This is a genomic window from Lactobacillus sp. CBA3605 (assembly GCF_002970915.1).
Lineage (GTDB): Bacteria > Bacillota > Bacilli > Lactobacillales > Lactobacillaceae > Lactiplantibacillus.
Map to the genome: position 1 here is coordinate 1,795,923 of NZ_CP027190.1, position 14,306 is coordinate 1,810,228.

The 14,306-nt window shown below is 40.3% G+C and carries 15 protein-coding genes and 1 riboswitch; of the genes, 9 read left to right on the plus strand and 6 right to left on the minus strand.

All coding sequences use genetic code 11. The features are described 5' to 3' along the window. The first annotated feature begins 226 nt into the window (after nt 1-226). The 7 genes from argF (at nt 227) to C5Z25_RS08630 (ending at nt 5,188) form a co-directional block, all read left to right on the plus strand. The gene (gene argF / locus C5Z25_RS08605; RefSeq protein WP_199774905.1) at nt 227-1,246 is read left to right on the plus strand and encodes an ornithine carbamoyltransferase; all 1,020 of its coding nucleotides are present in this window, start codon (nt 227-229) and stop codon (nt 1,244-1,246) included. A gap of 51 nt (nt 1,247-1,297) precedes the next feature. After that, nucleotides 1,298-1,342: riboswitch (PreQ1 riboswitch) on the plus strand. Nucleotides 1,343-1,350: 8 nt separating this feature from the next. Beyond that, nucleotides 1,351-1,860 (plus strand): QueT transporter family protein, encoded by a 510-nt coding sequence (locus C5Z25_RS08610; RefSeq protein WP_105449792.1) that lies wholly within the window; start codon nt 1,351-1,353, stop codon nt 1,858-1,860. Nucleotides 1,861-2,134: 274 nt separating this feature from the next. Further along, entirely contained in the window at nt 2,135-2,377 is a 243-nt protein-coding gene (locus C5Z25_RS08615; RefSeq protein ID WP_105452264.1) for a lactococcin family bacteriocin, read from the plus strand. 66 nt (nt 2,378-2,443) lie between these two features. Next, a complete protein-coding gene (locus tag C5Z25_RS08620; RefSeq protein WP_105452265.1) occupies nt 2,444-2,710 on the plus strand; it encodes a bacteriocin immunity family protein in 267 nt (88 codons plus the stop codon). Between the two features lie 204 nt (nt 2,711-2,914). Continuing rightward, complete coding sequence (locus tag C5Z25_RS12515) at nt 2,915-3,067, plus strand: hypothetical protein (RefSeq protein WP_158682933.1); 153 nt, start codon at nt 2,915-2,917, stop codon at nt 3,065-3,067. A 20-nt stretch (nt 3,068-3,087) separates the two neighbouring features. Next, entirely contained in the window at nt 3,088-4,431 is a 1,344-nt protein-coding gene (locus C5Z25_RS08625) for a sensor histidine kinase (protein ID WP_105452266.1), read from the plus strand. Nucleotides 4,432-4,435: 4 nt separating this feature from the next. Then, nucleotides 4,436-5,188 (plus strand): response regulator transcription factor, encoded by a 753-nt coding sequence (locus C5Z25_RS08630; RefSeq protein ID WP_105452267.1) that lies wholly within the window; start codon nt 4,436-4,438, stop codon nt 5,186-5,188. A 79-nt stretch (nt 5,189-5,267) separates the two neighbouring features. Here C5Z25_RS08630 and C5Z25_RS08635 read toward each other — a convergent pair whose 3' ends face one another. The 6 genes from C5Z25_RS08635 to C5Z25_RS08650 all read right to left on the minus strand — a co-directional run bounded on the left by C5Z25_RS08635 (nt 5,268) and on the right by C5Z25_RS08650 (nt 9,874). Continuing rightward, the gene (locus tag C5Z25_RS08635; RefSeq protein WP_158682934.1) at nt 5,268-6,041 is read right to left on the minus strand and encodes a CPBP family intramembrane glutamic endopeptidase; all 774 of its coding nucleotides are present in this window, start codon (nt 6,039-6,041) and stop codon (nt 5,268-5,270) included. 15 nt (nt 6,042-6,056) lie between these two features. Next, the gene (locus tag C5Z25_RS12520) at nt 6,057-6,221 is read right to left on the minus strand and encodes a bacteriocin (RefSeq protein ID WP_158682935.1); all 165 of its coding nucleotides are present in this window, start codon (nt 6,219-6,221) and stop codon (nt 6,057-6,059) included. Between the two features lie 29 nt (nt 6,222-6,250). Beyond that, nucleotides 6,251-6,403: a bacteriocin class II family protein gene (locus C5Z25_RS12525; RefSeq protein WP_158682936.1), complete on the minus strand. Its 153-nt coding sequence runs from the start codon at nt 6,401-6,403 to the stop codon at nt 6,251-6,253. Between the two features lie 169 nt (nt 6,404-6,572). Further along, nucleotides 6,573-7,211, minus strand: a complete 639-nt coding sequence (cbpA, locus tag C5Z25_RS08640) for a cyclic di-AMP binding protein CbpA (RefSeq protein ID WP_105449794.1) — start codon at nt 7,209-7,211, stop codon at nt 6,573-6,575. Between the two features lie 148 nt (nt 7,212-7,359). After that, entirely contained in the window at nt 7,360-8,754 is a 1,395-nt protein-coding gene (locus tag C5Z25_RS08645; protein ID WP_105452269.1) for a L,D-transpeptidase family protein, read from the minus strand. Between the two features lie 157 nt (nt 8,755-8,911). Further along, nucleotides 8,912-9,874: an L-lactate dehydrogenase gene (locus C5Z25_RS08650; RefSeq protein ID WP_105452270.1), complete on the minus strand. Its 963-nt coding sequence runs from the start codon at nt 9,872-9,874 to the stop codon at nt 8,912-8,914. A 324-nt stretch (nt 9,875-10,198) separates the two neighbouring features. Between C5Z25_RS08650 and pth the strand changes: the two genes are divergently transcribed. After that, a complete protein-coding gene (gene pth, locus C5Z25_RS08655; RefSeq protein ID WP_105452271.1) occupies nt 10,199-10,756 on the plus strand; it encodes an aminoacyl-tRNA hydrolase in 558 nt (185 codons plus the stop codon). 16 nt (nt 10,757-10,772) lie between these two features. Further along, nucleotides 10,773-14,300, plus strand: a complete 3,528-nt coding sequence (mfd, locus tag C5Z25_RS08660; RefSeq protein WP_105452272.1) for a transcription-repair coupling factor — start codon at nt 10,773-10,775, stop codon at nt 14,298-14,300. Nucleotides 14,301-14,306 lie beyond the last annotated feature (6 nt).

The following is a 14,306-nucleotide window of genomic DNA, read 5'->3' on the forward strand; positions in this document are numbered from 1 at the left end:
TTCGTATGGGACTAGTAAACAATTATTTCAATGAAATGTCAAGCCTGTTTATACATTATTTATGCATAAATCCAATTTAATGTGACGCAATATTCAAAATAATCGCTATTTATGAATATATTATCATAGAGAGCTTGCATCTAATGGACGATTAGAATATAGTGTGAAATAAGCGTGTGTTAGTGATGGTTGGACGATTAAGTCAATTGGAAGTGGAGTGGATTTGATGAATCATTTTGAAGGTCGGTCATTTTTAAAGGAAATAGATTACACATCAGCGGAGTTAACTTATTTAATTGATTTTGCGATTCATTTAAAAGCGCTAAAGCAACACCATATTCCGCATCCTTATTTACAAGGTAAAAATATTGCTTTGCTATTTGAAAAAGCGTCAACTCGAACCCGCTCGGCATTCACCGTTGCGGCCAATGACCTGGGAGCGCATCCGGAGTTCCTGGGACAGGCGGACATTCAGTTAGGAAAAAAAGAATCGGTTATTGATACAGCCAAAGTGTTGGGTAGCATGTTTGATGGCATTGAATTTCGCGGTTTTGACCAAAAAACGGTTGCACAGTTGGCCGAATATAGTGGGGTACCAGTGTGGAATGGCTTAACCGATACTTGGCATCCCACGCAAATGATTGCGGATTTTATGACTTTGAAAGAACATTTTGGGCATTTAGCGGGATTGACGTTAACTTACGTCGGTGATGGCCGCAATAATATGGCGAACAGTCTGTTAGTTACGGGTGCAATGTTGGGTGTCAACGTGAAGATTGGTGCGCCAACCGACTTACAACCGGCACCTGAAATTGTTGCGATTGCGCAACAACTAGCGGCTAAAAGTGGGAGTCAGTTGCTGATTACTGCAGATCCGCAACAAGCTGTCGCTCAAGCGGATGCCTTGTATACGGATGTTTGGGTGTCGATGGGTGAAAAAGTTGATTATGGGTCACGCATTCAGGCGCTATTGCCATTTCAGCTTAATACGGCCTTAGTTGCCGCAACCGGGAAAACCACAACGGTTGTGATGCATTGCTTGCCAGCGATTCATGATCAGCAAACCGTCATTGGTGCAAAATTAGGTCAACAATTTGATTTGGATGCGGTCGAAATTACCGATGCCGTCTTCAATGGCCCCCAAGCGGTCATTTTTCAAGAAGCTGGAAATCGAATGCCTGCGATTAAAGCCATCATGGCGGCCAGTCTGGGTCATTTATTTATTCCAGATCAGCTTTTTAGTTAAGCGGCCCTTGCGATAGGGTTGTGCCAGTGCTACGATGGAATCCGCTGTAAAAAATACGTGGTTCGTAACCATCCCACGTTAAAAAACTAGGAGGATTTTGTAACATGACGCAATCAAAAATTCGGCCGTGGATTATTAATGCTTTAGTCGCGGCTATTTATATCGTTTTATCTGTTGGTCCAGCTGCTTTTAACTTAGCTTCGGGCGCCATTCAATTCCGTGTTTCGGAAGGCCTGAATCATCTGGTCGTCTTTAACCGGAAATATATTTGGGGGATTGTGGCGGGGGTTATCTTATTTGATGCATTTGGCCCAGGAGCTAGCTTACTAAACGTGGTCTTTGGTGGGGCGCAATCGCTAATTGCCTTGTTAGTTGTGAGTTGGCTTGGCCCGAAACTCACTAAAGTTTGGCAACGCTTGGTCTTGAATATTATTTTATTCACTATTTCAATGTGCATGATTGCTTGGATGTTAATGCTAGTTGGCGGAGCGACCGCTTTTTGGCCAACTTACTTAACGACGGCCCTTTCTGAATTCATTATCATGACAATTACGGCGCCCATTATGGTCGGTTTGAATCGTATCTTACAATTTAGTGACCGAATTAGTCGGTAACTTTAAAAAGCTGGTCGGCAATTACTTGTCTGACCAGCTTTTAAAATTCTCAAGAATATGTTGACTATTTATTGGTATCCGGGCTTGATGACACTAGGTAGATTCATAGCCTTAAAATCATCAGCAATTGTGTTCCTTACGAGTAATTAAAGCAAGCATGATATACGATAATCCTATAAAAGTGGACGTTCTTATTTCTTTTCGTAATTGTTTAATTATTGGGCTTATACTAATTTTGTTCCAAAGAGTGATGGAGAAAATTAGGGGGGAATAGATGATGATCAAAAAAATGCGAGGTTTATCAAGTTATACTGGACTCGGGAATCTGAATACGATGGCTTCAACACAATTGGCGACGGTTACGGGTGGAAAGATTGTTAAATATATGACGGTTGGGCCGTTTACACTTTATAAAAATACTAAAACTGGAAAAATCACTCGTCGTCAAACGACGAGTACTGCAAGTTGGACAGCCAAGACGATGGCGTTTGGTTGGGCTAAATCTTTTCACGGATAATTAAAATACTATAAACGTGGCTTAGTAATTTGAATTTTGTGGGGGAAAGTATAGGAGACTGATAAAATGAAAAAAAAGATCGATATTCTTAATACCTTGGATGTTTTAATTAAGGATCCAACTATTTCAAAGGTTGAACGGCAATTGTTATCAGATGCTAAGCTTGCGCTTGCTAAGGGAATCTACGATGAAAAGGTTGCCGCAACCTTAAAATCTCAGCTTTCCAAGTTAGCATTGGCGAAGAATTTAACACCGGTACTCGTGCCATTTTTCACTGAGCTTTCTCGCCAATATCTTGGTACTGGTAAGCGTGGGATGCTCTATACGATATAGTAGTAAATTATTGAGATTTAATGAGTAGCAGCTTGATCATTCGGAACTAATTCGGAATGATTAAGTTGCTATTTTAATGAGAAAAGGGCAAATATAAGTGATTTTTCTGACGTTAATGCATCAAATATGTACGTTTATACAAATATAATAATAAAAATAAAAATTATGTTATATTATCATTATAAATATGAGGAGATGAATGAAATGACTAATTTTAGCAATATTAATAAGTATCAAGATTTGAATCAGGGAGAACTACAACGGGTTACAGGTGGAAAGAAGTACGGTAACGATTTAACTATGGGAGTATCTATTGTTCGAAAAGTAAAAAAGCTTATCAAAAAGACGTTTAGATAAAGTGAAATTTGGTGGTTTTAATGATTGAACCCAGTATTATGGTTGGTCTTTTACAGATGTTTTTTCTGATTTTTGGTGTTATGTTCATTTATACGTTCACTATTCAAAGTATTAATTTTTGGTCTTTAGTAAAAACTATCGTGTTTAGTATCTGTTTTGCCCTTGTTGGTGGCATCATAAATGATGGTCTTTTTTTGATGGTTTTTGGTTATATGTTCTTCTCTGAGTGGGTCAGACAACGAACCCTTAAGATGGATTTTGGACGCTTAAACATTTTGTTGCTATTAATATCGTTACAAAATTTAATTTTGTCGTTTTCATCAGCGATAAGCAAGTTAATTTTATTTAACATAATGAAGAGTCGTTCTTTAGTAGCATTGTCTAGAGCTGGTACCTTGTTTGTGATTGTTGAAGTAGGAATTGTGTATACAATTGCACTATTTTTATTGGAGGTATCACTAAAGTACATACGAAAACATCCTGATGTGATAATACAAGTACGACAACTAAAAATTGATGCTAGAATTTTCGTTATCTTATTTGTATTATTTTTCTCAATTGAATTATTGTTAATGATTAGTGATATGGAAGGTGTTACAGCCAAAATTCAAATGACGTTACTTTTCACCTTTACGTTAATGGTTGGGTTGATGGGCTCACAAATGGGATTTATTATAAGAACCTATGCTCGACAACAAGCACTTGAAAATGAAAAATTGCAAAACCAACAATTGAATAATTATTTGAAGAGCATTGAGCAACAATACATGGCATTAAGACGGTTTAAACATGATTATCGGAATTTGATAATTAGTTTAACTGTTAAAAATGAAGACCAAGATATTAGAAGTACAGATGATTATCTAACTAATTTAAAAAAACAAGCTATGCCATCGGTTGATTTGGATGATTCTCAAATTGTACAAGTCCAGAATTTAGGAAATGAAGCTGTTAAAGGTTTAATCGTACAGAAATTTTTTGATGCAAGAAAACGCGGTGTGAAATTGAATATTGAAATAATGGATAAACAGTTCAAGGTGAACCAAGACTTAGTTACGTTAGTGCGGATCATAGGTAATTTGTTAGATAATGCTATTGATCAGGCCGAAAAAATGGTAGATAAGACAGTCGTAATTGCGTTTAACGAAATTGGCGAAACCGCTGAAATTTCAATTGAGAATGCGATTGATAATACTTTTGATGTCAATAAAATTTTCAAGCCCGGTTATTCTTCGAAGGGGCCTAATCGGGGATTAGGCTTAGATAATGTTAAAGATTTGATTGCGAAACAAAACAATCTATTCTTAGATATTGAAACACCAAGTAATAAAGTTCGCATGACTTTAATCATGACAAAGGAGTAACGAGATGTTTCCAGTTTATTTGTTAGAAGACAATCAGAGCCAACGCACACAATATACGGATTTTATAAAAAAAGCCATTATGATTAATGAATATGCGATGACTTTAATGTTGTCAACAGATGATCCAAAGAAGCTATTAGCTGCTAGTCAGCACACCAAAACAGGACTCTTTTTTTTAGATATGGAAATTAAAGAAGATACAACTGCTGGCTTGAAAATTTCAGAAAAAATAAGAGCACAACTACCGCTGGCAAACATTGTTTTCATTACAACTCATGAGGAATTATCATTTGTAACATTGGAGCGGCGAGTAGCACCACTAGATTATATTTTAAAAGATCAATTCTTAGAAGCTATTCAGAAAAAAATTGTTATGGATATTGATAATGTTCAGGCACAACAAGCGAAAACAATGTTTCAAAAAAAGATAGTATTTAATTATAAAATTGGTAATCGTTTTTTTTCGATTCCAATGAACCAAGTTGTCTTAGTACAGATCAATCAAGCAACGAATGGGCAGTTAACCGTATTAGCGACAGGAGAAAAAAAAGAAGCTAGTTTTCCGGGGAGCTTGGGCGTTCTGGAAGCCGCTTATCCTAATTTATTTAGATGCAATAAAAGCTTGCTGATAAATCCTGATTACATTGAGAATTATGATGCTAAAAAAAGAGTGTTGCAACTGTATGGTGAGTTGACATGTAAAGTTTCATTTCGTAAGGGGCGAGAGCTAGCCAAATGGTTTAAAACAGTTAGTTAGGTAATGTAATTAAGGGGAGAATGAATGTATTATCGAGATTATGTCGCACAAAATTATTCAGTTATAATCGTATCTAGTATCAGAAGTTTGTTTTTACATTATGGTAATGGTGATAGCTATTTTTTAGGACGATCAATCCAATAATGAGACTGATGTTAATTGTAAGTAACCATAAAAGGCTTGGTTCGAAATCTGGTAATAAGTAGATTTCAAAAAAGACAATTAGATTATTCAGACCATGAATTAAAATGACTACGGATAACTTACCAGTCCAACGATAAAATAATGCGAATACTAGTCCCATACCGCTATAAGTTAATAAGCCAGCAAGATTACTATAGCCATGAAATAGACCAAAGACGATTCCACTAGTCATGCTGGCACTGATAATGGCTTGTTTTTTGAAGCAAAAGTCCATCAGGATCCCTCTGAAAATTAGTTCTTCAATAATCGGTGCCATAAAAACTAGCCAAATAAAATATAGTGGCAGAGAGCTACTGTGAAGACCAGTTATAACAGTTTGTTGATTTTCAGTAATCTTAGATTGGAAGGCACCCAAACTAAGATTAATTGTATTCAAGCTTAAATAGCCAATTATTACATTGTATAAATAGGTTTTGATAGGCCATTTATTGTGGTGAGAGTAGCCAGCGGTCATGTAAATTTTCCAAATCATAACAATAACGAGACCACCTAGCATAAGTTCTAAGAAAGTTAAACTGATAGTGATCATGCTAGAGCGCCAGGAATTATTAATGAGTAGTGGTAGCTGGCCCAAGGTATATAGAAGCATACTGACAATAAAATCCAGAGCGGCCTTTGGCAGATTATCTTTTCTAATAATTTTATTCATGAGTTTGTTAACCAATCAATGTTTTTTAGTATAGGCTTTGTTGAGTGTTTTCCCGTATTCACGCATCCCTTTAGATGTAAAATATAAGATATGGCCAACTATATTTCCTAAACTACCGCCGCTAACAGTTGCTAAATCTTTGTCAGATAAGTTAGCATAAATAAATAATTTTTTATTCATAATTTCATTCATTCCTTTTCAATTTTTGACTATTTCCAGCGTCGATAGTCTTTTTTATAGGTTTTCCATGCTTCTTTTCCTTGAACTATGGCCCAGTCAACTGCAACAGCTAAACCGAACTTTTTCCCACCACCAGTAATACTATCAAGTTCCTGTTCGGATAAAGATTTAAAGTTTTTCATCTAATGACACCGCTTTCTTTGATTGGCTTTTGATACAAGTTCAGTTTACTGCAGAATTACCATTAGTAATCAGATTTTTAATTAACGTACATAAATCGTCCTTAAACGTCAAAAAAGCCCCCAATGAATAATGATGATTCATTGGGGGCTGTGCTGGTATTTAAACTAGTTATTCAGCTTGTAAATCTTCCACTTCAATCACTTTAAATTGTTTGCGATTCAAGTTATCGGTAATGCGTTTGAGTTTTTCTGTATCAACGTCTTCCGGCAAGGTGAACAGGGTCCGGTGACCGAGCGTGCCACTTTGCACATCTAGCGTCAAACAACCAGCAATCGAGGTATATTTCGTGATAATCTTGGCCATGGCGGCTAAGTCACCCCGTTCACCAATTGAAACGACAGTCAAAACATAGCTACCAACGTTGACGTTCCAGGATTGTGAGAGCATGTCGAGGAGTCGCGTATGGGTCAAGATGCCGTAGAAATAACCATGTTCATCTAAAACGGCGATGTAAGGTAGGTCTTTAATGGAGAAGAAGACGTTGTAAAAGGCTGCGTCAACTTGGATCGTTTTAGTGGCATTCTTTAAAAGCGCCGTAACTGGTAACGACATATCGCCACCCCGTGATTTATGCCGATAAATGTGCATTTTATAAACGTTACCGCGGAAAATGTGCCCGGTTTCGTCTAGGATTGGGACACATCGGAAGCCAGAATCTTCTAAGACTTGGAGCGCTTCCGCTAGTGTTGCGTCGGCGGTGACCGTAGTTAAACGTTCTTTCGGTTTAACGAGTGTTTTTAATAACATGATAAATCCCCCAATTATTAGTTTATTTTAATAAATCATACCATAAAAGCCAGACCGATGGGGGAGTAATATGCGCCGTGTGATAGTCATTAATCAAAAAAAGCCAGCCCGATAAGTAACCGGACTGACTTTTTAAATTAGATTTAAATTAGAAAACGACAACGGGGGTGCCAACTGGAACCGCCGCATAAACTTTAGCCATGACACTGGGTGGTGTGTTCACACAACCGTGAGAGCCATTGGTTTTATACCAAGTGCCGCCATACTTAGTTTGCCAAGAAGAATCATGAATCCCTTCACCGGTATCATCGAATGGCATCCAGTAAGTGACCGGTTGTGAATAGCTAGAGCCATCATCATTGTCACCTTTGAGCGTGGCATTTTTTTGTTTGCTCCAAACATCCCAAATCCCAGTAGTTGTGGCATGTTTACCAGGTTTCCCGGTGACAACGTCCGTCGAAACTTTGATCTTGCCATCAACATAGACCCACATATGTTGGTTGACTTTATCAACTTCGATATACGTGTTACCAATATCAGTTTGATCAGTGTTATAGCCAGAACCATTGATGAGTGGTGAGCGGGTAAAGTCTTTGCCCGCTAAGACTTGCTTGGCTAAGGCTTTGGCTTCAGCCTCAGTTTTAATGGTCCAACCATAGAAGCCACCACTAATCTTGACCGTTCCCCGCTTAGTGCTCTTAAAAGTTCGCGTGGTATGGTAAGTATGGTACTTTTCGTTAAGTTGCTTAACATATGTGAGTACGGCTGCTTGATCAATTGTGACAGTGCCGTCATGATCAACTTTTAGCCAGCTTAAGATTAAGTCGTGTGGCACCGTAAACTTGTGACCATTGATGTTATAAGTGATGGTTTCACTTGCGTATTTTTGCGTTTCTGTTTGTGCCGTTTTTAGCGTTTTGCTCGTGCTAGTAACGGTTGGAGTAACGTAAGCCGTTTTTAAATTAATCTTTGTTTGTCCCGTACGCAATGCCTTAGTCAGGACTTGTTTTAGTTTTGGGGTACTAATTTCGGTCCCTTGAACTTCTTTTTGAATGGCGACTTGGTTATTTTTATAAACTAACTTAGCGTTCTCAGTTTGGGTCCGCTTCGTTTGATTGGCTTGCGCCGTAATTTTAGTGGCGAGCGTGTGTAGTGTCGTTTTAGTCACGTTTAAAGCGCCTAAACTGGTTGTATCCGCCGCTTGTGCAGCTTGCATTAAGGCTAATGGCCAGCGCCAATAATTTTGTTTGGCGATTAATTCTTTCAGTTCTGACTTGGTGTTGATGGTCATCCCAGCGGTTTTGCTAGTAAAGGTATAAACTTTTTTCTGATTTTCAACGATATGATAAGTGCGGTGCTCAAGGGCCGCATTAACTTTTGGTGCGGCTTGCGCAGCGGTTTTGCCACTGACGTTGACGCCGGCCACTTGGGTATTGGCTAAGAAAGTTTGTTGGTGTTGCCAGATCAAACTTGTTGCCAAGTACCCGACGACTAACAAGCTGACGAGACTGCCAGCAATAATTAGTCCACGTTTGTATGTCATTAACATTGGCCTCCATGTCCATAATAATGTTCCCACCTTATAACATTTTAATGGGGAGTGCAAATATGAAGCCAATTAGTCGCCCACTTTGGTCAGTAAATTTTGACGAAAAAAAAGAACCATGACCGCAGTCACAGCTCTGATTGTTACGAGTTAATTAGTTGTTTTCAAGTGTTGCTAGGCCATCTGTCAAAACTTTTTTCAAAGTAGCGGCAGAAGCTTGCATTTTAGCTAATTCGTCAGCTGATAATGGGGATTCAATGATTTGTTTCAAACCAGTCCCACCAATGATGGCTGGGGTCCCAATATAAATGTCGTTCAAGCCATATTGGCCGTCCATGTAGGCGCCAACAGGTAGAACTGCATTTTCATCACGTAAGATGGCTTTAGAAATCCGCATTAAGGCGGTCCCAATACCATAGAACGTTGCGCCCTTTAAGTTGATGATATCGTAAGCTTTGTTACGAACACCATCTTCTAAAGCGGCTAAGTCAGCGTCGGATACGCCTTGTTCTTTAGCAATCGTTTTAACTGGTCGAGTCCCGATAGTGGCAGTTGAGTAAGCAGCAAATTCTGAATCGCCATGTTCGCCCATGATATAGGCATCGACGGACCGGGGGTCAACATTGAATTGTTTGCCTAGAGCAACTCGCAAACGGGAGGAGTCTAAGGAAGTTCCAGAACCAATTACCCGGTGCTTTGGAAAACCAGATAATTTCCAAGTTGCATAAGTCAAAATGTCAACTGGGTTAGCGGCAACTAAAAAGATACCGTCAAAACCGGAGTCAACGACTGGTTTAACAATTGAAGATAGAATGTTTAGATTCTTGTTAACTAAGTCTAATCGTGATTCACCGGGCTTTTGTGGTGCGCCAGCGGTAATGACAACTAAATCAGCGTCTTGACAATCTGAGTATTCACCAGAATAAATCTTCTTGGGAGCGGTGAAAGCTTGGGCGTCTTCAAGGTCAAGGGCATCCCCTTTAGTACGATCTTTAGCGACATCGACAATTACAAATTCTTCAGCAATTCCTTGTTGGGCCATCGCAAAAGCGTAGCTGGAACCAACTGCGCCGTCACCGACTAGCACAACTTTTTGATGATTTGGCATGCTTGACAAAATAAGTCATCCTCTCATAACGAAAATTTGTTTTTCAACGATTAGAGTATACCATGTTTAATAATCAGAAGTCGCTAATTTCAGCGTGCTTCTAATCCAATTGCAATCCAGCTTGGTGAAACGTTTGAACGAGGTGTTAAGGCAGGGTTTGTGGTATACTAATTGAACTAAAAGGGCGTCCAACTAGGCGATTCAGTGGTGAGTCGTCAGCTGGTGCGCCTAAAAAACGTTAATCGACACTTGCAAAGGAGTGTTGCCGAATCAGGTTATCACTGGTTCGGCCTGTTTTGCATGTTAATACGGATATTGGAGTTAATAATTAAAATGAAAATGATTGTTGGTTTAGGTAATATTGGGCCGAAGTATGCCCAAACGCGGCATAATGTTGGGTTTATGATTGTTGATCAGTTAGCCGAGCAACTCGCGGTACCGTTTAAAACGAGTAAATTTGAAGCGGAAGTGGCGACTGGTTTTGTTAATGGTGAAAAAGTCTTACTGGTTAAGCCATCTACTTATATGAATGATTCTGGCCGGGCAGTTGGCCCATTAATGACGTATTATCAGCTAGTAGCATCAGATTTACTAGTGGTGCATGATGACTTAGATTTACCGGTCGGCAAAGTACGTTTGAAACAAAAGGGTTCAGCCGGTGGTCATAATGGGATTAAGAGCATCCTTAGCCATGTGGGGGACCCAACGTTTAAGCGGGTTAAAGTGGGCATTGAACATCCGCAAAAGATGAGTGTTGTCGACTATGTCCTTGGCAAGTTCACGCCAACGCAACAGCCGTTAGTGGCAGATGCTAAAATCACAGCCGCAGCAGCGATTGAAGCATGGTTAGCTGGGACTGATTTTGCAACGCTCATGAATCAGTACAATTAATAGGAGGAAAGTTGCGATGGATATTGAAGCAATTGTTGAGCAGACCCCGGATTTTCAAACGATTTTAGCTGGATTAAGTCCAGCTAGTCGCCAGTTAGTGACCGGTCTGAATGGATCAGCACGAACCGTCTATATCAGTGCGTTGTTCCATCAACTCACGCATTCGGTATTAATTGTGACGGATAATCTCTTTCATGCCAGCCAGACGGTGGATGATTTAACTAGTTTATTGGCGGATGAGCAAGTCTATTTGTTTCCAGCCGAAGAGATGCTGGCTTCTGAGTTAGCGACCAGCTCGCCGGAGTATCGGGCTCAGCGGGTGCAAGCGTTAGCTGCCTTGTTAAGTCCGAAACCGGTGATTGTCGTGACCTCGGTTTCAGGTGCGCGGCGATTTTTACCACCCGTACAAACCTTTAAAACAGCTGCATTAACTTTGACAGTGGGGCATGATTTAGATTTAGAACAGCTCCAAGTCCAGTTACACGATATGGGCTATATTAAGGAAAAATTGGTCGCTCGGCCAGGCGATTTCGCGGTGCGAGGATCTATTGTTGATATCTATCCGTTGGATGCTGATTATCCGTTGCGGTTAGATTTATTTGATACTGAAATTGATACATTAAAATACTTTGATCCAGAGACCCAACGATCAGTAGATAATTTGGAGACGTTTACCGTGTTACCGGCGACTGATTTCATTTTGACGCAAGCCATGATGACCGCCGGGGCTGACCGCTTAACGGCGGCATTAGCAGTGGAAAATAAACGATTAGATGCGGTGGATCAACAAACTTTGACAGATAACTTGGCTCAACCGTTAGCTGATATGCGCAAGGGATTGATTGGTAATGATTTATTACTGTATGGGGTGTACCTCTATGGGAGTAAAACGAGTATTTTTGACTATACCCCAGCTGCGGGTGTCGTTATTTTTGATGAATATTCACGGATTTTAGATAGTGAGCAACAGTTATTACAAACTGAAGCTGATTGGATTACGGACCAACTCGCGCATCATCGGGTCTTATCTACGGCTAATTATGGCAACGATATGCGTGACTTACTGAAAAGTGATCATCATGCGCAAGTCTTAATGTCGCTATTTCAAAAAGGTATTGGGAATGTGCGACTGTCACAAGTCACCCCCGTGCGAACCCGACCGATGCAAGAATTCTTTGGTCAGTTACCTACTTTGAAAATTGAATTAGACCGGTGGCATAAGCTCAAACAAACGGTTGTTTTAATGGTGTCAGAAGCTGAGCGATTGACTAAGGTCAGCAATACATTAGATGATTTTGAGATTGAAGCAACTATGACAAAGGCAGAGAATCTACAGCCCGGCGTCGTTCAAATTGTTCAAGGCACTTTACAAAATGGGTTTGAATTCCCTGATGGTCACTTGGTGATTGTGACCGAACAAGAGATGTTTAAGAAAGTTCCTAAAAAACGCCCCCGGCGACAAACGTTAGCCAATGCTGAACGGCTGAAAAGTTATACGGATTTAAAACCCGGTGACTATGTGGTTCATGTGAACCATGGGATTGGCCAGTATGTGGGGATGCAGACGCTGGAAGTCGATGGTGTCCATCAAGATTACATTACGATTGCGTATCAGAATAATGCGAAGATTTTTATTCCGGTGACTCAGCTGAATCTCGTTCAAAAGTATGTGTCTTCTGAAGCTAAAACGCCCCGGGTGAATAAGTTAGGTGGGACGGAATGGAGTAAGGCCAAACGTAAGGTTGCGGCTAAGATTGAAGATATTGCGGATGAACTAGTGGAACTCTACGCCCAACGAGAAGCCGAAGTCGGGTATGCTTTCCAGCCAGATGATAGTTACCAGGATGATTTTGAAAATGATTTTCCATACCCGGAAACGCCGGATCAACTCCGGAGTATCGCTGAAATTAAGCATGACATGGAGCGGCCCAAACCAATGGATCGGTTGTTAGTTGGGGATGTCGGGTATGGGAAGACAGAAGTCGCTTTGCGAGCAGCTTTTAAAGCTATCGAAGCCGGAAAACAGGTCGCTTTCTTAGTGCCAACGACAATTTTAGCGCAACAACACTACGAGACGATGTTGAATCGGTTTGAAGGCTATCCAGTGAATGTGGGAATGTTATCACGCTTTCGGACGGGCAAAGAAATGAAAGCTACGATTAAGCAATTAAAAGACGGTGAACTGGATATCGTAGTCGGTACCCATCGTTTATTGTCAAAAGATGTGAACTTTGCTGACTTGGGTTTGCTGATTGTCGATGAAGAACAGCGTTTTGGGGTGAAACACAAGGAACGGCTCAAAGCATTGAAATCGAATGTGGATGTTTTGACCTTAACCGCGACCCCGATTCCACGGACGTTGCATATGTCAATGTTGGGTGTTCGTGACTTATCGGTAATGGAGACTCCGCCGACGAACCGTTATCCGATTCAGACCTACGTCATGGAACAAAATTATGGCGTCATCAAAGAAGGCATTGAACGTGAAATGCAACGCAATGGGCAAGTCTTTTACTTACACAATCGGGTGCATGATATTGATAAGGTGGTTGCACAGATTAAGGATTTGGTCCCGGATGCAGCGGTCGCCCATATTGATGGCCAAATGCCAGAGTCACAATTAGAAGGCATTTTATATGACTTTATTCGAGGGGAATATGATGTCTTAGTGACCACAACGATTATTGAAACTGGCGTCGATATTCCGAATGTGAACACGTTATTTGTCGAAAATGCGGATCATATGGGCCTATCACAACTGTATCAATTACGTGGTCGGATTGGACGGAGTAGTCGGGTCGCCTATTCATACTTTACCTATCAACAGAACAAGGTGTTGACTGAAGTCGGGGAGAAACGGTTACAAGCGATTAAGGATTTCACTGAATTAGGGTCAGGTTTCAAAATTGCGATGCGTGATTTGTCCATTCGTGGGGCCGGTAACTTACTGGGTAAGCAGCAACATGGTTTTATTGATTCTGTCGGGTATGATTTATATACGCAGATGTTGTCAGAGGCAGTGGCAAAGAAACGTGGTCAAACGGTCAAGGCCAAGACGGATGCAACGATTGAATTAGGCATTGAGGCTTATTTACCAACAACTTATATTGAAGATGAACGCCAAAAAATTGAAATTTATAAACGGATTCGGCAGTTGGAAAATAATGATCAATATTTGGAAGTTCAAGCTGATTTGATTGATCGGTTTGGCGACTATCCTACTGAGGTCGCGGGTTTGTTGGCGGTTGGCAAGTTGAAAATGCTGGCTGATGACGCCTTGATTGAAAAGATTCAACGGGTCGATAACGATTTACAATTGACGTTATCACAGGTTGGAACCACGAAACTAGATACTAAAGATATCTTTAAAGCCTTAGCAAAAACCAAATTACGAGCGACAGTCGGGATTGATGATGATAAAATGAAGGTTAAATTAGTCATTCAGCCTAAAATGCAAGTGGCCGACTGGTTGGAACAGTTAACGTTGTTTGTCCAGCAATTAGGGACCGTGTTACTGACCCCGGTCACCGAACCAAGCAAGTAATTGCGG

Excerpts from the sequence above, each read along its gene's own strand:
- argF (WP_199774905.1), top strand. The coding sequence starts at position 227 with ATGAATCATTTTGAAGGTCGGTCATTTTTAAAGGAAATAGATTACACA.
- C5Z25_RS08610 (WP_105449792.1), top strand. The coding sequence starts at position 1,351 with ATGACGCAATCAAAAATTCGGCCGTGGATTATTAATGCTTTAGTCGCG.
- C5Z25_RS08615 (WP_105452264.1), top strand. The coding sequence starts at position 2,135 with ATGATGATCAAAAAAATGCGAGGTTTATCAAGTTATACTGGACTCGGG.
- C5Z25_RS08620 (WP_105452265.1), top strand. The coding sequence starts at position 2,444 with ATGAAAAAAAAGATCGATATTCTTAATACCTTGGATGTTTTAATTAAG.
- C5Z25_RS12515 (WP_158682933.1), top strand. The coding sequence starts at position 2,915 with ATGACTAATTTTAGCAATATTAATAAGTATCAAGATTTGAATCAGGGA.
- C5Z25_RS08625 (WP_105452266.1), top strand. The coding sequence starts at position 3,088 with ATGATTGAACCCAGTATTATGGTTGGTCTTTTACAGATGTTTTTTCTG.
- C5Z25_RS08630 (WP_105452267.1), top strand. The coding sequence starts at position 4,436 with ATGTTTCCAGTTTATTTGTTAGAAGACAATCAGAGCCAACGCACACAA.
- C5Z25_RS08635 (WP_158682934.1), bottom strand. The coding sequence starts at position 6,041 with ATGAATAAAATTATTAGAAAAGATAATCTGCCAAAGGCCGCTCTGGAT.
- C5Z25_RS12520 (WP_158682935.1), bottom strand. The coding sequence starts at position 6,221 with ATGAATAAAAAATTATTTATTTATGCTAACTTATCTGACAAAGATTTA.
- C5Z25_RS12525 (WP_158682936.1), bottom strand. The coding sequence starts at position 6,403 with ATGAAAAACTTTAAATCTTTATCCGAACAGGAACTTGATAGTATTACT.
- cbpA (WP_105449794.1), bottom strand. The coding sequence starts at position 7,211 with ATGTTATTAAAAACACTCGTTAAACCGAAAGAACGTTTAACTACGGTC.
- C5Z25_RS08645 (WP_105452269.1), bottom strand. The coding sequence starts at position 8,754 with ATGACATACAAACGTGGACTAATTATTGCTGGCAGTCTCGTCAGCTTG.
- pth (WP_105452271.1), top strand. The coding sequence starts at position 10,199 with ATGAAAATGATTGTTGGTTTAGGTAATATTGGGCCGAAGTATGCCCAA.
- mfd (WP_105452272.1), top strand. The coding sequence starts at position 10,773 with ATGGATATTGAAGCAATTGTTGAGCAGACCCCGGATTTTCAAACGATT.